The sequence below is a fragment of the Paracoccus tegillarcae genome (assembly GCF_002847305.1).
GTDB classification, from domain to species: Bacteria; Pseudomonadota; Alphaproteobacteria; order Rhodobacterales; family Rhodobacteraceae; genus Paracoccus; species Paracoccus tegillarcae.
Genome location: NZ_CP025408.1, coordinates 1230831 through 1250554, shown reverse-complemented (window position 1 = coordinate 1250554; position 19724 = coordinate 1230831). Strand labels below are relative to the sequence as shown.

At 61.4% G+C, this 19724-nt stretch carries 12 protein-coding genes; all 12 read left to right on the top strand.

Annotated elements, in window-relative coordinates; all coding sequences use genetic code 11:
- The first annotated feature begins 1 nt into the window (after position 1).
- The 12 genes from CUV01_RS06190 to CUV01_RS06135 all read left to right on the top strand — a co-directional run bounded on the left by CUV01_RS06190 (position 2) and on the right by CUV01_RS06135 (position 19715).
- Positions 2-931: a sugar ABC transporter substrate-binding protein gene (locus CUV01_RS06190; protein WP_101459709.1), complete on the top strand. Its 930-nt coding sequence runs from the start codon at positions 2-4 to the stop codon at positions 929-931.
- A 98-nt stretch (positions 932-1029) separates the two neighbouring features.
- Positions 1030-1929: a sugar phosphate isomerase/epimerase family protein gene (locus CUV01_RS06185; protein ID WP_101459708.1), complete on the top strand. Its 900-nt coding sequence runs from the start codon at positions 1030-1032 to the stop codon at positions 1927-1929.
- A gap of 10 nt (positions 1930-1939) precedes the next feature.
- Entirely contained in the window at positions 1940-2950 is a 1011-nt protein-coding gene (locus CUV01_RS06180) for a Gfo/Idh/MocA family protein (protein WP_101459707.1), read from the top strand.
- Between the two features lie 10 nt (positions 2951-2960).
- On the top strand, positions 2961-3749 hold the full coding sequence (locus tag CUV01_RS06175; RefSeq protein WP_101459706.1) for a TIM barrel protein: 789 nt from the start codon (positions 2961-2963) through the stop codon (positions 3747-3749).
- On the top strand, positions 3746-5668 hold the full coding sequence (locus CUV01_RS06170) for a bifunctional 5-dehydro-2-deoxygluconokinase/5-dehydro-2-deoxyphosphogluconate aldolase (protein WP_101459705.1): 1923 nt from the start codon (positions 3746-3748) through the stop codon (positions 5666-5668). Before CUV01_RS06175 ends, CUV01_RS06170 begins: the two co-directional genes overlap by 4 nt.
- Complete coding sequence (gene iolD / locus CUV01_RS06165) at positions 5665-7500, top strand: 3D-(3,5/4)-trihydroxycyclohexane-1,2-dione acylhydrolase (decyclizing) (protein WP_101461901.1); 1836 nt, start codon at positions 5665-5667, stop codon at positions 7498-7500. Before CUV01_RS06170 ends, iolD begins: the two co-directional genes overlap by 4 nt.
- Positions 7501-7507: 7 nt before the next feature.
- The gene (gene iolE, locus CUV01_RS06160) at positions 7508-8422 is read left to right on the top strand and encodes a myo-inosose-2 dehydratase (RefSeq protein WP_101459704.1); all 915 of its coding nucleotides are present in this window, start codon (positions 7508-7510) and stop codon (positions 8420-8422) included.
- A complete protein-coding gene (locus CUV01_RS06155; protein WP_101459703.1) occupies positions 8419-8640 on the top strand; it encodes a hypothetical protein in 222 nt (73 codons plus the stop codon). Before iolE ends, CUV01_RS06155 begins: the two co-directional genes overlap by 4 nt.
- A 195-nt stretch (positions 8641-8835) precedes the next feature.
- Positions 8836-9645 (top strand): 5-deoxy-glucuronate isomerase, encoded by an 810-nt coding sequence (gene iolB, locus CUV01_RS06150; RefSeq protein WP_101461900.1) that lies wholly within the window; start codon positions 8836-8838, stop codon positions 9643-9645.
- Positions 9646-10385: 740 nt separating this feature from the next.
- A complete protein-coding gene (locus CUV01_RS06145; protein WP_101459702.1) occupies positions 10386-12839 on the top strand; it encodes an FG-GAP repeat domain-containing protein in 2454 nt (817 codons plus the stop codon).
- Positions 12840-13463: 624 nt separating this feature from the next.
- Positions 13464-14222 carry a hypothetical protein gene (locus CUV01_RS06140; protein WP_157994789.1) on the top strand — a complete coding sequence of 253 codons (759 nt, stop codon included), beginning with the start codon at positions 13464-13466 and terminating at the stop codon, positions 14220-14222.
- A gap of 12 nt (positions 14223-14234) precedes the next feature.
- Entirely contained in the window at positions 14235-19715 is a 5481-nt protein-coding gene (locus CUV01_RS06135) for a DUF7507 domain-containing protein (RefSeq protein WP_101459700.1), read from the top strand.
- The last annotated feature ends 9 nt before the right edge of the window (positions 19716-19724 follow it).

The following is a 19724-nucleotide window of genomic DNA, read 5'->3' as shown; positions in this document are numbered from 1 at the left end:
CATGCAGAAAATCACAGCCATTTCCGCCACGCTTCTCTTCGCCTCTCTGGCGGGCGGTGCCTTGGCCGAAACCCGCGTGGCGGTGTCGATGACCGCCTTCGACAACCCCTTTCTGACCATCATCCGCGAGGCGATCGCCGCCGAGGCCGCAAAGACCGCCGATGTCGATCTGGCCTTCGAGGATGCCCAACTGGACGTGGCGCGCCAGTTGGATCAGGTGCAGAACTTCATCGCCGATGGCTATGACGCCATCGTGGTGAACCCGGTCGATGGGGATTCCACGACCGCGATCACGCAGGCGGCGGTCGCGGCGGGCGTGCCTCTGGTCTATGTGAACCACCCGCCGGGCGATATCGACAGCCTGCCCGAAGGTGTCAGCTTCGTCGGCTCGAACGAGATCGACAGCGGCACCATGCAGACCGAACAGGTCTGTGAATTGCTGGGCGGCACCGGCGATGTGCTGGTGATGATGGGGCCGCTGGAAAACCATTCGGCCATCACCCGCACCAGGGACATCCATGACGTGATCGCCACGCCCGACTGTTCCGGCATGACCGTGGTCGAGGAACAGACCGCCAACTGGAAGCGCGGCGAGGCGCAGGATCTGATGACCAACTGGCTGACCTCTGGCGTCGTCTTCGATGCGGTCATCGCCAATAACGACGAGATGGCGATTGGCGCGATCCTGGCGATGAAGGCGGCGGGAACCGACATGGACAATGTCGTCGTCGCCGGCATCGACGCAACGCCCGACGGGCTTGCGGCGCTGGCTTCCGGCGATCTGGATGTGACCGTCTACCAAAACGCGGCCAGACAGGGCGAGGTGGCCTTGCAAACCGCGGTCGCCATGGCCGGTGGCCAACCCGCCGAGCGCAACATCTGGATTCCGTTCGAGCCGGTCACCCGCGAAAACATGGCCGATTACCAATAGCACCCGCCACTGCCAGCGTGGCGGCATGAATTTTGACCGATATACGTGGTGCTGCGTCACCGCTCTGGCTTGTTATTGCCGGATGAAAGGACTGTCTGATGAAAATCGCCCTCGACCCGTTTATGCACCGTCACCTGACGCTGGAAAAACTGCCCTCGAAAGTGGCCGAGCTGGGCTATGAGTGGATCGAACTCAGCCCCCGCGCCGATTTCCTGGAATGGTTCAAGGCACCGCGCGTGTTCCCCGACCGGGTGAAATCCTTCAAGAAGGCGCTCGGCGACGCCAATGTCGGCATCGCCTCGCTGCTGCCGATGTATCGCTGGGCGTCCAATGACGAAGACGAACGCCAGGCCGCCGTCCGCCACTGGAAACGCGCCATCGAGATCGCGGTTGAACTGGGCGTCGACACCATGAACAGCGAATTCGGCCGCGGCCCGCATCCCGACAAGGGCAGCTGCTATTGCTGCCACACCGGCAGCATGATCGAGGCCTGCGAAGACGCCTGGTGGCGCAGCATGGAGGACCTGGTCCCGGTCCTTGAGCGCGAAGGCATCAACCTGCATATCGAGCCCCATCCCGAGGATTGGACCGAAACTTTGCAGCCCTCGCTGGACCTGATCCGCACCGTGAACAGCCCCCGCGTCAAATTCCTCTATTGCACGCCGCATACCTTCTATTTCGGCGATGACACCGTGGCGATGCTGCGCGAAAGCGCCGATGTGCTGGCCCATGTCCATATCGCGGACACGTTCAACCACAAGGCCAGCAGCGGTCTGCGCTATATCATCAACCCGCCCGGCTCGCAGGCCCGCGTGCATCAGCACCTGAACATCGGTCAGGGCGAGGTGCCGTGGGATGATTTCTACAAGACACTGGCAGAGATCGGGTTTGACGGCATCATGACCGCCTGCGTCTTTGCCTGGGAAGAAAAGGCCGACGAATCCGGCACATTCATGCGCAGCGAGATGCAGCGCCTGATCGACAAGCATTACAAGTGAGGGCAGGGATATGACCGTCAGAATAGGTGTCATCGGAACAGGCATGATCGGCCGCGATCATACGCGACGCATCCAGCAGGTGCTGGCCGGCGCGGAAATCACCGCGCTCAGCGACTATAACCCCGATGCGGCGCGCGCGGTTCAGGCGGATCTGGCCCCCGACGCGACCGTCCACGACAAGGGCGAGGATCTGATCGCCGCCGATAACGTGGACGCGGTTCTGGTCTGTTCGACCGGATCGACGCATGAGGCCTATGTTCTGGCGGCCATCGCGGCGGGCAAGCCCTGCTTTTGCGAAAAGCCGCTGGCCACGACCGCCGACGGCGCCAAACGCATCGTCGATGCCGAGGTCGCGCACGGATCGCGGCTGGTGCAGGTGGGCTTCATGCGCCGCTATGATGCGGGCTACCGGATGCTCAAGGACGTGGTCGACACCCAGATCGGCGCGCCGCTGATGGTCCACGCCGCCCACCGCAACCCGACCGTGCCGGAACAATATGTCACGCCGATGGCGATCCACGACACGCTGATCCACGAGATCGACGTGTTCCGCTGGTTGCTGGACGATGATTACGTCTCGGCGCAGGTGGTGTTCCCGCGCAAATCCAGCCACGCCCACGCCAGGGTCGCCGACCCGCAGATCGTGCTTTTGGAAACCGCCAAGGGCATCCGCATCGATGTCGAGATTTTCGTGAACTGCCGCTATGGCTATGACATCCAGTGTCAGGTCGTGGGCGAAGAGGGGCTGGCCAACCTGCCCGAACCCATGGCGATCACGATGCGCAAACAGGCGATGATGCAAAATACGATCCTGACCGATTGGAAGGATCGCTTTGTCGAAAGCTATGATGTCGAACTGGCCGATTTCGTGCAGGCCGCCGCGCGGGGCACAGCCTCTGGGCCCAGCAGTTGGGACGGCTATGTCGCCGCGATTTCGTCGGATGCCTGCGTCGAGGCGCAGGAAAAATCCGGTCAGATCATTCCCATCAGCCTGCCGGCGCGCCCGGCGCTCTATGACTAAGGGGCCCGCCATGCGCTTTGCGATCAATCATATCTCTGCACCAGGCCTGTCGCTGGCCGATTTCTTTGCCATGTGCCGCCGTCTGGGCGTGTCCGAGGTCGAGATCCGCAACGACATTCCCGATGTTCTGGGCAGCATGACCCCCGCCGCCGTCAAGGCCGAGGCCGCCGCGCAGGGCATGACCATTCTGTCGATCAACGCGCTTTACCCATTCAATCTCTGGTCCGGCGACCTGCCGGATCGCGCGCAGCGCATGGCGGATTACGCCGCCGAATGCGGTGCACAGGCGCTGGTGATGTGCCCGCTGAATGACGGGGCGAAGGTGCCGCATTCCGATGTCGTCACGGCGCTGGATGCGATGAAACCCGTTTTGCGCGACCGTGGGCTGACCGGGCTGGTCGAACCGCTTGGCTTCCCGATCAGTTCGCTCAGAACCAAGGCCGAGGCGCTTGCCGCCATCACCGAGGCCGGCGACGATGGCACCTACAGTCTGATGCATGACACCTTCCACCACCATCTGGCGGGCGAGGCACAGTTCTACCCCAACCGCACCGGCCTCGTGCATATCTCGGGCGTCAGCGATCCGGATATCGCCGTGGATGACATGCTGGATGCGCACCGGCTGCTGGTGGACGGGGATGATCGGCTGGAAAACATCGCCCAGATCAAGGCGCTGCGGGCCTCAGGCTATGAAGGCCCGTTTTCGTTTGAGCCCTTTGCCGAAGAAGTGCACGCTCTGGATAATCCCGAAACCGCGTTGAAAAACAGCATGGACTACATTCTGAGGGCCGTGACATGACCAAATCACTCGACTTGATCACGATTGGCCGCAGCTCTGTTGATTTATACGGCGACCAGATCGGTGGCCGGCTCGAGGATATGGGGTCTTTCAGCAAATATATCGGCGGCAGCCCGACGAACATCGCCTGCGGGACGGCGCGTCTGGGGTTGCGGTCTGCGGTGATCACGCGGGTGGGCGACGAGCATATGGGCCGCTTCATCCGCGAACAATTGCTGCGCGAGGGCGTCGATGTACGCGGCGTGGCGACCGACCCGGAACGGCTGACGGCGCTGGTGATCTTGGGCATTCGGGATGAGGACAGCTTTCCGCTGATCTTCTACCGCGAGAACTGCGCCGATATGGCGCTCAGCGAAGACGACATTGACGAGGGTTTCATCGCGCAGGCGCGGTCCTTGCTGGTCACCGGCACGCATCTGTCGAACCCGCAAACGGCGGCGGCGGTGCTCAAGGCGCTGGATCTGGCACGCAAGCACGGGCTGCGCACGGCGCTGGATATCGACTACCGCCCGAACCTCTGGGGCGTGGCGGGCCATGGCGAGGGCGAAAGCCGGTTCGTGGAAAGCGCCGCCGTGACCGAGAAATTGCAAGCGACGCTGCATCTGTTCGATCTGATCGTCGGTACCGAGGAAGAATTCCACATCGCGGGCGGCTCGACCGATACGCTGGTGGCTTTGCGGGCGGTGCGGGCGGTCAGCGACGCCACGCTGGTCTGCAAGCGCGGCGCCAAGGGGGCCACGGCCTTCGAGGGAAGGGTCCCCGACAGCCTTGACGATGGCCAGACCGGCCCCGGCTTCCCGATCGAGGTGTTCAATGTGCTGGGCGCGGGCGACGGGTTCTTTTCCGGTCTGATGAAGGGCTGGCTAGAGGATGCCGATTGGCCCACCGCGCTGAAATACGCCAATGCCTGCGGGGCTTTCGCGGTATCGCGCCACGGCTGCACGCCAGCCTATCCCAGCCTGACGGAACTGGATTTCTTTCTGGGACGCGGCGTGGTGCAGCCCGATCTGCGCAATGACGCGGAACTCGAACAGATCCACTGGGCCACCAACCGTCAGGGCCGGATGGGCGGCGATTGGTCGGCGATGCGGGTCTTTGCCTTTGACCACCGGATGCAGCTTGAGGACATGGACGGCTATACGCCCGCCAAGGGCGGCGCGTTCAAGGAACTGTGCCTGCAGGCGGCCTTGCAGGTCGCGGACGGGCAGAACGGCTATGGCATCCTTTGCGACAACCGCATCGGGCGGGCGGCGCTGCATGCGGCCTCGGGCTCGGGGCTGTGGATCGGGCGACCGACGGAATGGCCCGGCTCGCGCCCGCTGGAACTGGAACCGGACCTCGGCCCCGATTGCGGCGGCTTGCAGGCCTGGGCGCGCGAAGAGGTGGTCAAGGTGCTGTGCTTTTGCCACCCGGATGACGATGCGGCGACCCGCGCCGCGCAAGAGGCCACGGTCAAACGCCTGTTCACGGCGGCGCGGCGCAACGGGCTGGAATTCCTGCTGGAGGTCATCCCTTCCAGGGTCGGCCCGGTCGATGATATGACCACGGCGACGCTGATCCGGCAATTCTACGCCATCGGCGTCTATCCCGACTGGTGGAAACTGGAACCGATGGTGACACAAGCCGCATGGCAAAACGCCATCGCCGCGATCGAGGATCACGACCGCCACACGCGCGGCATCGTCGTTCTGGGGCTGGACGCGCCCGAGGACGATCTGGCCGCCAGCTTTGCGGTTGCCGCGGCCTTCCCGCTGGTGCGCGGCTTTGCCGTGGGCCGCACGATCTTTGGCGCGGTGGCGCGCGACTGGCTGGCGGGCAATATCACCGACGATCAGGCCGTGACGCAGATGGCGGATCGCTATGCGCGGCTTTGCGCAATCTGGGACGAGGCGCGCGACCGCGCCAGGGAGGCCGCATGACCACCATCCGCTTAACCGCCGCTCAGGCGATGGTGCGCTGGCTTTCGGTGCAGATGACCGACGAAGGCGAACGTTTCATCGAAGGCGTCTGGGCGATCTTCGGCCACGGCAATGTCGCCGGTCTGGGCGAGGCCCTGCACGGCATCGGTGACGCGCTGCCGACATGGCGCGGGCAGAACGAACAGTCGATGGCCCATGCCGCCATCGCCTATGCCAAGGGCAAATCGCGCAGGCGGGCGCAGGCGGTGTGCAGCTCTATCGGGCCGGGCGCCACGAATATGGTCACGGCGGCGGCGCTGGCGCATGTGAACCGGCTGCCCCTGCTGCTGATCCCCGGTGATGTCTTCGCCAATCGCCGCCCCGATCCGGTGCTGCAACAGGTCGAGGATTTTGACGATGGCACGGTCAGCGCCAATGACTGCTTCCGCCCGGTCAGCCGGTATTTCGACCGCATCACCCGGCCCGAACAATTGCTGACGGCACTGCCGCGCGCCATGCGAGTGATGACCGATCCGGCCAATTGCGGCCCGGCGACGCTGGCCTTTTGCCAGGACGTGCAGGCCGAGGCCCATGACTGGCCCGAGGCCTTCTTTGAACCGCGTATCTGGCGCATCCGGCGGCCCGAACCCGACATGACCGAACTGGCCGAGGTCGCGCAACTGATCCGCGCCGCCACATCGCCGGTGATCGTGGCCGGCGGCGGCGTGATCTACGCCGGCGCGGAAACGGCGCTGGCCGAGTTTGCCAGCCGCCACAATATCCCGGTGATCGAAACGCAGGCCGGCAAATCGGCGCTGGCACAGGATCACGCGATGAACTTCGGCGCTTCGGGCGTCGATGGTTCTGCTGCGGCCAACGGCGCGGCTGCGGGCGCTGATCTGGTGATCGGCATGGGCACAAGGCTGCAGGATTTCACCACCGGCTCGCGCACGCTGTTCGGGGATGCCAGACTGGTGGCGATCAACGTCCAGCCCTATGACGCGGCCAAACATGGCGCGACCGCGCTGGTGGCCGATGCAAAAGTGGCGCTGGAACGGCTGACGGCGCTGCTGGGCGATCACCGCGCCAATGCCGCCGATCCATCCGCGCGGACGGCTTGGCTGGCGGCGGTCGATGCCCATTGCGCGGCGCCCTCGGACACCAACGAACTGCCTAACGATGCGCAGGTGATCGGCGCGGTGCAGCGCGCCACCGGCAGGGATGCCATCGCCATGTGCGCCGCCGGCACCATGCCCGGCGCGCTCAAGCTGTTGTGGCAGCCCGGTCAGGGCGGCTATCACATGGAATACGGCTATAGCTGCATGGGCTACGAGGTCGCGGGCGCGATGGGTCTGGCGCTGGCCCGGCCCGACCGCGAGGTGATCTGCTTTGTCGGCGATGGCAGCTATATGATGGCCAATTCCGAACTGGCGACGGCGGTGATGCGCCGCGTGCCCTTTACCGTGATCCTGACCGACAATCGCGGCTATGGCTGCATCAACCGGCTGCAGCAGGGCACCGGCGGGGCGCCGTTCAACAATATGTATGTCGACAGCCGCATCGAGACGCAGCCGCAGATCGACTTTGTGGCCCATGCGGCCTCGATGGGCGCCCATGCGGTCAAGGCCGAAACCATCGCCGATCTGGAAACGCAGATCGCGCAGGCGCGGGGCCGCGACATCCCCACCGTCATCGTCATCGACACCACCGCCGCGCCGGGTCCGGGCGACGGTCTGGATGACGCCGGCCATTGGTGGGACGTGGCCGTGCCCGAGGTGGGCGAGACCGAAGAACTGCAACAGGCCTATGCCGATTATCTGCGCCACACCGCGCGGCAAAACCTTGTGAACTGAGGCAATCATGATCCTTTACGGCACCAACCCCATCGCATGGTCAAATGATGACGACCAAAGCATCGGCGCGCATCTGAGCCTTGATGACTGCCTGTCCGACTGCCGCGAGATCGGCTTTGACGGCATCGAAAAGGGCCACAAGATGCCCAGTGACGGCACCCGGTTAAAGGCCAGGCTGGGCGAATACGGGCTGCGCTTTATCGGCGGCTGGCATTCGACCAATATCCTTGCCACAGGCTCGACGCGCGACAGCGAACAGGCGGCGATGGACGCCCATATCGCCATGTCGCAAGCCGCGGGCAGCGATGTGATCGTGATCTGCGAATGTTCCAATACCGTCCACGGCAATGATCAGGCGGCGGTCAATGACCGGCCGGTGTTGTCGGACGAGGAATGGGACCGCTTCATGGCGGGTATCAACGATCTCGCCGATCACGCGGCCTCGCAGGGGATGCGGTTCTGCTATCATCACCATATGGGCACCGTGGTCGAAAGCGCGGACGACATCGACCGCTTCATGGCGGCGGCGGGGCCGAATGTGCATCTGCTGCTCGATACCGGTCATTGCACCTTTGGCGGCGCCGATCCGGCACAGGTGGCGCAGAAATACATGGACCGCGTCGGCCATATCCATTGCAAGAACATCCGCCCCGCGATCATGGAACAGGTCCGCGCCGAGGGCCTGTCCTTCATCGAAGGCGTGCGCCGCGGGGCCTTTACCGTGCCGGGCGATCCCGAGGGCTGCGTCGATTTTGAACCGGTGCTGCGGATCGCCGCCGAACATGGATATGCCGGCTGGCTGGTGATCGAGGCCGAACAGGACAGTGCCACCCGCGACCCGCTGCACTATCAGACCATGGGCCATAAGGCGCTGCGTCAGATGGCGCGCACAGCCGGGCTGGATCAGGGTGTCACCGCATGAAGGACTTCTTTGACCTGCAAAAGCCGTTCTACCGCCCGCTCTGGATCAGGGTGCTGATCGTCGGCTTCTGTCTGGGCTGGGCGCTGATGGAACTCGCGCAGGGCGCGCCCTTCTGGACGATCCTGTTCGGCGCCGTGGGCCTTTATGCCGCGCATCAGTTCTTCATCGCCTTCGACCCCAAAGAGCCAGACCCTCCGGCCGATGAGGACCGGCCATGAGCACCGCTTTCCCCGGCGCGCGCAACACCACCGCGCGCCACCTGTGTACGCCCTGTGCACATGCGGTGCCGCGCCTGTGCACGCCCGGTGCGACCCCAAACCCAGCAAATGCTGGTCCCATCGCGACAGGCCGCCGCCGCAGCCACCGACACGCAACACCCCGCCGCCCGCGGCTCTGCGTCTGAAAGGATCCCCATGCCCGATCTTCTGAGAAAACCCTTCGGCACCCACGGCAAGGTCCACCAGATCACCCCCGCCGATGCCGGCTGGCGCTATGTCGGATTCTCGCTTTATCGCCTGCGCGCGGGCGAAAGTGCGGCTGAACCAACTGGCGAGACCGAGGTCATTCTGGTCATGGTCGAAGGCAAGGCCAGCTTTACCGCAGCCGGTCAGGACTGGGGCGAATTGGGCGACCGGATGGACGTCTTCGAAAAGACCCCGCCGCATTGCCTCTATGTGCCAAATGGCCAGCAATGGCAGGCCAAAGCCACCACCGATTGCGTGATCGCCGTCTGCTCGGCACCCGGCAAAGGCGGCCACACCGCCCGCCGCATCGGCCCCGATGGCATCACCCTGACCGCGCGCGGCAAGGGCACCAATACCCGCCACATCAACAACATCGCCATGGAAGATCAGGACTACGCCGACAGTCTGCTGGTGACCGAGGTCTTCACCCCCGCCGGCCACTGGTCATCCTACCCATCGCACCGCCACGACGAAGACGACTTTCCCCGGATCACCTATCTGGAAGAAACCTATTACCACCGCCTGAACCCGTCGGATGGCTGGGCCATCCAGCGCGTCTATACCGATGATGGCAGCCTCGACGAAACCATTGCCGTCAAGGACGGCGACGTCGCCCTTGTCCCCAAGGGGCACCACCCCTGCGGCGCCCCCTATGGCTTTGAACTCTATTACTTAAACGTCATGGCAGGACCGCGCAGAAACTGGCGTTTCGTCCCCGCGCCAGAGGTTGCCGAGATCATGAAAAGGGACGCGAACTGACGTCTTGACATGCGCGACCCGCAGAGACGCGAGGCCACTGCGGCGGGCGGATGGATTGCGCTGTCCCACGATATGAAACAGCGTCGTTTCATGATGAAGTTGGTTGTGCGCAAAGCTGCCAACCGACCGCCCCAGCTATGGTCAAGCTCACCGCTCGTCAGGCACTGATCCACTGCCCCACCAGCCAGCAAGAACCTTCCCTTGGCCCATATTGATTGACGGGCCGGCGAGTCTGGCGACTGGCCGCTCTGACGCAATCCCATCCAGACCTGCAGCAAGAATCACTTTGCTGCGAATCCGGCTCAGTTGGACCGCGACCATATCGCCGGCAAAAAATTTAGCACCCCCCTACCAAAGCAGATCGATGATTTCGCTTCCGGCAAGGCGAGTACGCGGGCTGACATTCGCCAATACTCTGGGTTGCGCCCGAAGCTGTCCCAGAAAGGTTGTGCAAGCCAGGCCAACGCCTCGCTTGTCCAGCGCGCAATGTGCCGACGTGGTGAACGGCGCCGCCAGGACCAAAATTTCGAACACCCGGCCTCGCCGACACTGCCTTCAACTGGAGGAGGAATCTCGTGGCAGAGAAAAGGCGTATCTGCGTGATATTTCTGCAAATAACTGAACAATAACATTTTCTTGCAAAAAAAATGCAGCTGCCTTACGGCAATAGGTAGGCTATCTCGGGAACGTGTTGTTCATATGGTCCCTCACTTGACGCCGGTTTTTCATTGGGAGCGACCATGAGTATCACGAATTTGGCAGGTTCAACGATGTCGATCGTTGCGCATATCGACGATGATCTCTTGTTCCAGAATCCCGATATCGTAAATGCCATCAAGGCAGGCGGCGGTCACACGACCGTCTTCATGACTGCCGGCGATGCGGGGCGTAATACCAGCTTCATGGAGGACCGCGAAGCGGGCGCCAAGGCAGCCTACGGCGAAATGACGGGCCACAGCGACTGGATCGATGAAACGATCACGCTGACCAACGGAACCACTGAATTCGTCATCAGAACCTCTTACCTCGAGAGCCAGCCAGAAATTCGTCTGTATTTCCTCCGCCTGCCAGACGGCAATTCACGCGGAAGCGGTTATTCAGTGAACGACTATGAAAGTGTCGAAAAGCTCTGGGATGGAACGATCGACACAATCACCACCAAGGACGGGGCAAATACATTTACAGCCGATGACATCTCGGGCGTGTTGCTGGCTCTCATGGAAACCCATCAGCCGGATTCTATCCTGCTTCAGGATTTGAACTCCGAACATGTCGGATCCGATCACTCGGATCATTTCTACGCATCGCAGTTCGCGTTCGAGTCTCAGCAGTATTACGGCACCGAACACGATCTCTACTCCTACATCGAATATGCCACCGCCAGAATGCCGACGAACCTTTCTGCAGAGGATAACGAGGCAACGCGCGATGCGTTTTACGCCTACGTTCATGGCAGCGGCGACATCAGTCGCAACTTTGATGCCCACGGCGACCCGATTTTGCCCGGCGACTATAATCGTTGGCCGGATCGGCATTATCACAACGAAGATGTCGACCAGCTTGAAGGAAGCAAGCTGTGGACGTCAGGTTTTGGCAACGCGAACGATGTCTGGAACAACGACCGGCACATTCGGACGCTAGGCGATATTGACGGCGACGGTATGGCTGACGTGGTCGGATTTGGACAAGGCGGTGTAACCACGGCGCGCTCTGACGGAGAGGCATTCGGATCAGCATCCTTGGGGCTTCGAGATCTCGGCTACGCGGTGGGCGGCTGGAACAAAACTGTGCATGAACGCCAGGTCGCCGATGTGAACGGTGACGGATTTGACGATCTGATCGGGTTCGGGGATGCGCATACCTTCGTTGCCCTCTCCCGAGGGGATGGAACATTTTCGCGACTGGCAATCTGGTCCACCGATTATGCACGAAACGATGGCTGGGTTGCCTCACGACACGAGCGCCTGATGGGCGATGTTGATGGTGACGGCAGAGCTGACATCGTCGCATTCGGAGACAGTGGCACCGAGGTCGCTTTGTCCACCGGATCGGGATTTGCCGCCGGCGCGGTCTGGATCAATGACTTTGACTACAGGCATGGCTGGCGCATTGGTGTGCACGAGCGGGTTTTGGCGGATGTCAACGGCGACGGCATGGACGATATCGTAGGTTTTGGCTCGTCCAGGGTCATTGTTGCCCTCTCCAATGGAAGCGGTTTCAATCCCATCCAGTTCTGGTCTACCGAGTTCGCCTCCAACTCTGGCTGGCGAGAAGACACCTCGGAGCGCGTGCTCGCCGACGTGAACGGCGACGGCATGGCCGATATCGTCGCCTTTGGGGCGGATGGTGTCCAGGTTTCACTCTCCAACGGTCGTGGCTTTGGAGCCTCGCAAGTCTGGAGCGATGACTTTGGCAACAACGATGCCTGGAGCCAGGACCAGGATACACGCACAGTTGCCGATGTGAACGGCGACGGCATGGCCGATATCGTCGTTTTCGGAAACGACGGCACGAGGGTTTCACTGTCCGATGGGAGCCGCTTCCTTGATCCCTATGACGGAGACGCTCCGTTTGCCAAATTGGAAGTCGTCGAAGACGGAGGACCCGTTGGTTCAACGGAATTGTTGGTCAACGGCGATCTGACCTCGTCGGTTCGGGCCGGAACATGGACCGCCAACGGCGATGTCGACGGCTGGACCAACGACAATGGTGGAATCGAATCCTGGGGGCAGGGGTTCCTGGGGATCCAGACTCCGGATAATGGCACAATTGTCGAGCTTGATCGCAATGGCGGCGGAAACGTGGACAACCTGTATCAGGACGTTCAGACCGAAGCAGGCCAAGATCTCGAACTTAGCTTCTCGTCGATGCAGCGCGGCGACGACACCGATCACATCGAGGTCTATTGGCGCGGAGAATTGATCGCTGTTGTCCAGCCTGACAGTGGCGATGATTGGTCAACATTCGCCTTTACGGTCACCGGGTCGGGCGGACTTGACAGAATTGAGTTCCGGGAAGTTGCTGACGAGAATGACGGCAGTGGGCCTTTAATCGACAATATCGGCCTGCTGGATGTCGGCCAGGACGAAATGGCCGCAACTTCGATGAGCGCTCACTACGCGCCAGTGGAAGAAGATCATTCCCTGATCAGCGTAGAGCCCGACCTGTCGGACGACTTCATCTATATCCTTTAACTCAAGCACGGCTTGCTGACGTTTCGTCTAGCTCTCGGCAAGTGTGGGTAGTGGGTCACTTTGAAATTAGAAAGTGATCGACTGCCAGATTTGGCGCGGCCGCTTGGCGCTATCGCGAAAAGCTCAAGGGTCGGCATACCGACATCCGAATAAATTCAAAAGCCCTTCGTGGCGGCACTCATCGCGGGCTGGAAAAAAGTCGCCAAACTCAACTTTAGGTATATATAGATGGATGAATGGCCGTAGCAAAACGGCTACAGTTCTTCTTATTCACTGGCCTGGTCTTTCTCGGCAATTGGGTCGGATCTACCCAAGAATTAACCTTGATTTACTGGGTATCCGGCCTGGTTCTTCGCGATCCGACTGCTGATTCTTCGTCGTTATAGAGTGGCTTGCCCGACAGTTCGCTTGCGCTGCAAGACACATAGTGAACGAGGCAGTATTGATTTCATGTTAACCCTCTTTTAAGCGTTTAGAAGCTCTGACTTCAGGGCATGGCTTCCGTGATCAGCGCCTGCGACAATTGGCCTAATTGGCAGGCGCACAACCAAAGCGCGACAAATCCTGAATTTTTCAACGAGTGGCAGCGGCAATATGAAAAACGATAGAACACGGATCCAACCGATGCTGAAAATACCGGTTGCAAACTCGATCAAACTGCTGGTTCAGGTGTTTTTCGTTCAGCTAGCGCTGATGTTGCGGCACCTGCTAACGGCCTTTCGTCGGAAAGAGCGTGGTCGCGGCCTGACTCGACGGGTTAGTGAACCAGCGAACAGGCAACAGAACATCAACGGCCGCATTTTCAAAGCCAATGTTGCCACACTGGCGGTGCTTCTCTCGACATTTGCTTCTCAGGCAGTGGCTCAATCCGTTCCGTCGAACTTCAGGGTGCCGGATGCGGTGACTGAGTTAAACGGCACGACTGGTGGCGTAGCTAGTATTGGATGCGGAAATGGTAGCGTCCCATACACAGTTCAGGAATTGATCGACGGGGACTATAATGTTCTTGAGGGCTATTGTCACACAGTCCCAATTCCGTCCGACAGGGGGGCGGATTTCGAGTTTGTTGGCATCGGTTCGGATGAGTTTTACAACGGGATTGGAATTTACACCAACGCCGGCAATGCCGCTAGCGATAACGAACTGAGATCTTTCAACGTCGTCATCAGCTATATCGACCCGGCGACCGGGCCGCAAACCACCACTGTGACGACAGCCGCCGTTCCAGACACCACAAACACCAGGGTTCCGGTATATATCCCTTTCTCAAGCTTAGGTCTGCCAGCAGGTCTGCCAAGTATCACGGGGATCGTCATCAACAATTATGGTGGCGTACCCACGTTTACTGATCCTGTACCAATTCGCGAGTTTTCGCTCTATTAAGACCCTCCGGAATTGGCGCTCACCAAGTCCAGCACGATTGATGTGGGCGGCGACGGAACCGTCTCTGCCGGCGATCTCATCACATACGAATATACGATTACCAACACTGGTTCATCGACGATCTTCAACCCGGCTGTTACTGAAAACGCGGGTTCCTTCACCGGTACGGGCCCGGTTCCGACCACGTTTACCTTGGTGCCTGCCCTGGGCACCGGCGGGAACTATGACGCGGGTGCAGACGCGAATGACATCCGACCCGGCGAATTTGTGGTTTATGAAGCTACTTACGCCCTGACCCCGGCCGATCTTTCAGCAGGGCAGGTCACCAACAGTGCTCAAGCTTCGGGCCAGAATTTTCACGGACAAACCGCAACTGATACAAATTCTGACGACCCATCCACATCGGCTCCGGATGATGCAACAGTCACTAATTTTTCAGCCCCAATCGCGGTAAATGACACGCCTCCGGCGATCAGCGGTGCCGATGGCGGCACGACGGCAACGGTGCTGGTGAATGACACGCTGAATGGCGCGCAGGCTGATCTCTCCAATATCACGCTGACGCCGGGCACCGCGCCCGCGCCTGCTGCGGGTTCGATCACGATGAACCCGGACGGGACGATCACGGTTGCACCGGGGACAACTGCTGGAACCTATTCCTATCTGTATACGATCTGCGACATCGCTAACCCGACGAGTTGCAACTCGGCGCGTGCGACCATTGTTGTGGATGCACCGGTCATCGACGCGGTTGACGACGCGCCTGCTGCGGTGAATGGCGCGGTGGAAAGCACGACGCCCTCGGTTCTGGCCAACGACACGTTGAACGGCGCGCCGGTTGATCCTGCCGATATCACGCTGACGCCGGGCGCGGCGCCTGCACCTGCTGCGGGTTCGATCACGATGAACCCGGACGGGACGATCACGGTCGCGGCCGGAACGACGGCGGGGACCTATTCCTATCCCTATGAGATCTGTGAGATCCTGAACCCGACGAACTGCGCGACAGCAGTTGCGACGGTTGTTGTGGATCCGCCGGTGATCGAGGCGGTTGACGATACCCCTGCTGCGCTCAACGGCTTTGAGGGGGGCGATACGCCCTCTGTTCTAGGCAACGACACGCTGAATGGCGATCCAGTTGTTCCTGCCGATGTCACGCTGACGCCTGGTACCGCGCCTGCGCCTGCATCGGGTTCGATCACGATGAACCCGGACGGGACGATCACGGTTGCCCCGGGGACAACTGCTGGAACCTATACCTATCCCTATGAGATCTGCGAGGTCCTGAACCCGACGAACTGCGCGACAGCAGTTGCGACGGTTGTTGTGGATCCGCCGGTGATCGAGGCGGTTGACGATACCCCTGCTGCGCTCAACGGCTTTGAGGGGGGCGATACGCCCTCTGTTCTGGGCAACGACACGCTCAATGGCGATCCGGTTGTTCCTGCCGATGTCACGCTGACGCCTGGTACCGCGCCTGCGCCTGCCGCGGGTTCGATCACGATGGATCCTGCGACGGGCGTAATCACGGTTGCCCCGGGCACGACGGCGGGGACCTATTCCTATCCCTATGAGATCTGCGAGGTCCTGAACGCGACGAACTGCGCGACAGCAGTTGCGACGGTTGTTGTGGATCCGCCGGTGATCGAGGCGGTTGACGATACCCCTGCCGCGCTCAACGGCTTTGAGGGGGGCGATACGCCCTCTGTTCTGGGCAACGACACGCTCAATGGCGATCCGGTTGTTCCTGCCGATGTCACACTGACGCCTGGTACCGCGCCTGCGCCTGCATCGGGTTCGATCGCCATGAACCCGGACGGGACGATCACGATTGCCCCGGGCACGACGGCGGGGACCTATTCCTATCCCTATGAGATCTGTGAGATCCTGAATCCGACGAACTGCGCGACAGCAGTTGCGACGGTTGTTGTAGAGCAGCCGGTGATCGAGGCTCTGGACGATACCCCTGCTGCGCTCAACGGCTTTGAGGGGGGCGATACGCCCTCTGTTCTGGGCAACGACACGCTCAATGGCGCGCCGGTTGACCCTGCCGATATCACGCTGACGCCGGGCGCGGCGCCTGCGCCTGCATCGGGTTCGATCACGATGGATCCTGCGACGGGCGTAATCACGGTTGCCCCGGGGACAACTGCTGGAACCTATACCTATCCCTATGAGATCTGCGAGGCCCTGAACCCGACGAACTGCGCGACAGCAGTTGCGACGGTTGTTGTAGAGCAGCCGGTGATTGAGGCTTTGGACGACACGCCTACTGCGGTCAGTGGTATTGCGGGGGCGACGCTGCCTACGGTTTTGGCAAATGACACGCTGAACGGCGCGCCGGTTGATCCTGCCGATATCACGCTGACGCCGGGCGCGGCACCTGTGCCTGCATCGGGTTCGATCACCATGAACCCGGACGGGACGATCACGGTTGCCCCGGGCACAACTGCGGGAACCTATTCCTATCCCTATGAGATCTGTGACCTCGTCAATCCGACGAATTGCTCCACGGCGACGGCAACCGTGATCGTTGACCAGGCGGTGATTGACGCGGTTGATGACGCCCCGGCCCCGGTCGGCGGTATTGAAGGCGGCACGACCGACTCGGTGCTGGATAATGACTCGCTGAACGGCGAGCCGGTTGATCCTGCCGATGTCACGCTGACGCCGGGTGCCGCGCCTACGTCTGCCTCGGGCTCGATCACGATGAACCCGGACGGGACGATCACAGTCGCGGCCAACACGACGGCAGGGACTTATACTTATGAATATACGATCTGTGAGATCCTGAACCCGGCGAACTGCGATACCGCGATTGCGACAGTTGTGGTCGAAGCCGCGCCGATTGGTGCGGTCGATGACAGCTATCCGCCGCTCAACGGCTTTGATGGTGGCGATACGCCCTCGGTTCTGGACAACGACACGCTGAATGGCGAGCCGGTTGATCCTGGCGATGTCACGCTGACGCCGGGCACCGCGCCTGCGCCTGCCTCGGGCTCGATCACGATGAACCCGGACGGGACGATCACAGTCGCGGCTAACACGACGGCAGGGACTTATACTTATGAATATACGATCTGTGAGATCCTGAACCCCGACAACTGCGATACCGCGATTGCGACGGTTGTGGTCGAATCCGCGCCGATTGAGGCGGTCGATGACAGCTATCCGCCGCTCAACGGCTTTGATGGTGGCAATACACCCTCGGTTCTGGACAACGACACGCTGAATGGCGAGCCGGTTGATCCTGCCGATGTCACGCTGACGCCGGGCACCGCGCCTGCGCCTGCCTCGGGCTCGATCACGATGAACCCGGACGGGACGATCACGGTCGCCGCAGGCACGACCGCAGGGACCTATACCTACGAGTATACGATCTGTGAGATCCTGAACCCCGACAACTGCGATACCGCGATTGCGACGGTTGTGGTCGAAGCCGCGCCGATTGAGGCGGTTGATGAAAGTACCGCCCCGGTCGATGGCGCGAGTGGCGGCACGACCGAGTCGGTTCTGGATAATGACACGCTGAACGGCGTGGCAGTTGATCCGGCCGATGTCACGCTGACCCCGGGCGCGCTGGATGTGACGCCGGTGGATGGGTCGATCACCATGAACCCGGACGGGACCATCACTATTGCCGAAGGCACGACGCCGGGAAGCTATGAATACAGCTATACGATCTGCGAGATATTGAACCCGGAAAATTGCGACACGGCGATTGCGACGGTCGTGGTCACCGACTCTGGCATCACGCTTGAAAAGACCGGTGCGCTGGATGACGGCGGCGACGGCGTTGCCAATGCCGGCGATGTCATCAATTACAGCTTCGTGGTGACGAATACCGGCACCGTGCCGCTGACCGATGTGACCGTCACCGACCCCTTGGTCGAGGTTGTGGGTGGCCCGATTGCCAGCCTTGCCGCGGGCGCATCGGATGCCACGAGCTTCACGGCCAGCTATACCCTGACGCAGGACGATCTGGATGCGGGTCAGGTGCTGAACCAGGCGCTGGCCTCGGGGACAGATCAGTACGGCAACACGATCGAGGACACCTCCGACGATCCGTCCGACGCGACCGACAGCGACCCGAATGGCGACGGCAATCCCGATGATGCGACCATCGTTCTGCTGCCCGAGGCCCCGCAGATCGAGGTGCTGAAATCGGGTGCGCTGGATCTGGGCGCGAACGGCTCGACCAATGTCGGCGATGTCATCAATTACAACTTCGTGGTGACCAATACCGGCAATGTCACGCTGACCGATGTGGAACTGAACGATCCGGGCGCGATTGTCTCGGGCGGTCCGATCCCGGAGCTTGCGCCGGGCGACAGCGACGAGGTGACCTTTACCGCCATGCACGCCTTGACGCAGGCCGATCTGGATGCCGGGGAATATCTGAACACCGCAACCGCTGTGGGCAGCTCTCCGCAGGGCGGACGGGTTCAGGACGTCTCGGATGATGCGGAAGAGGGCGACGCGGATGGTGCGGACGATACGCCGACGGTGATCGTGCTGGCGCTGCCTGCACCGACGATCGAGGCGACCAAGACCGTCAGCAATCGCAATCCGATCATGGGCGAGACGATCATCTATACGCTGACCTTTGAAAACACCGGTCTGGCGGCGGTCCCTGACCTGAGCCTCATCGACCTGCTGCCGGCGCGGGTGCAATATGTGCCCGGCACGGCAACAGTCGATGGTGTGGCGGCCGAGCCGTCGGCCGCGGGCCGGCAGCTGGTCTGGCAGCCCTATGATCTTGATGCGGGCCAAACGGTCACGGTTGCGTTCGACGCGCGGGTGACGGCGCTGGATGCCGGCGAGACGGCGGTCAACCAGGCCTGGGTGGAAACCGATGCCGGCACGCGGATATCCAATATCGCCGAGGCTGAAATCACCCGCCGCGCTGAACATGTCTTTGACTGCACCGATGTGATCGGCAAGGTCTTTGATGACAAGGACATGGACGGCTATCAGGACGAGGGCGAACTGGGCATGGCCGCGGTGCGCATCGCCACCCTGAACGGCGAGTTGATCACCACCGACGAACATGGCCGCTTCAGCGTGCCTTGCGCGGCCATGCCGCCGGGCATCGGGGAAAACCTGTCGCTGAAGCTGGATACACGCAGCCTGCCGACGGGTTACCGGGTCACCACCGAAAACCCGCGCGTCGTGCGGGCCACGGCTGGCAAGATGGTTCGGGTGAACTTCGGCGTCTCGGTTGGTCGGGTGGTCGATATCGACCTGATGGCTGCGGCCTTCGGTTCCGGCAGCGCGGCGATGACCCGTCCGCTTTATGATGGATTGTCGCAGCTGGTCGAACAGATCCGCGAAAAGCCGGGCATCGTCCGCCTGTCCTATTACACCAAAGGCGAGGAGCGTGGGTTGGTCGACGCCCGGATTGATGCGGTCGAAAGCCGGATCAACGAGCTGTGGCAGAAACGCGGTCGATACAAGTTGATTATCGAACGTACCGTAAAGCGGATTCAGTGAGGCGATGCA

What these genes read in the sequence shown, in the direction of transcription:
- CUV01_RS06155 (WP_101459703.1), top strand. Translation starts at nt 8,419, where the DNA reads ATGAAGGACTTCTTTGACCTGCAAAAGCCGTTCTACCGCCCGCTCTGG.
- CUV01_RS06140 (WP_157994789.1), top strand. Translation starts at nt 13,464, where the DNA reads ATGCTGAAAATACCGGTTGCAAACTCGATCAAACTGCTGGTTCAGGTG.
- CUV01_RS06185 (WP_101459708.1), top strand. Translation starts at nt 1,030, where the DNA reads ATGAAAATCGCCCTCGACCCGTTTATGCACCGTCACCTGACGCTGGAA.
- CUV01_RS06170 (WP_101459705.1), top strand. Translation starts at nt 3,746, where the DNA reads ATGACCAAATCACTCGACTTGATCACGATTGGCCGCAGCTCTGTTGAT.
- CUV01_RS06175 (WP_101459706.1), top strand. Translation starts at nt 2,961, where the DNA reads ATGCGCTTTGCGATCAATCATATCTCTGCACCAGGCCTGTCGCTGGCC.
- CUV01_RS06190 (WP_101459709.1), top strand. Translation starts at nt 2, where the DNA reads ATGCAGAAAATCACAGCCATTTCCGCCACGCTTCTCTTCGCCTCTCTG.
- CUV01_RS06180 (WP_101459707.1), top strand. Translation starts at nt 1,940, where the DNA reads ATGACCGTCAGAATAGGTGTCATCGGAACAGGCATGATCGGCCGCGAT.
- iolD (WP_101461901.1), top strand. Translation starts at nt 5,665, where the DNA reads ATGACCACCATCCGCTTAACCGCCGCTCAGGCGATGGTGCGCTGGCTT.
- iolE (WP_101459704.1), top strand. Translation starts at nt 7,508, where the DNA reads ATGATCCTTTACGGCACCAACCCCATCGCATGGTCAAATGATGACGAC.
- CUV01_RS06145 (WP_101459702.1), top strand. Translation starts at nt 10,386, where the DNA reads ATGAGTATCACGAATTTGGCAGGTTCAACGATGTCGATCGTTGCGCAT.
- iolB (WP_101461900.1), top strand. Translation starts at nt 8,836, where the DNA reads ATGCCCGATCTTCTGAGAAAACCCTTCGGCACCCACGGCAAGGTCCAC.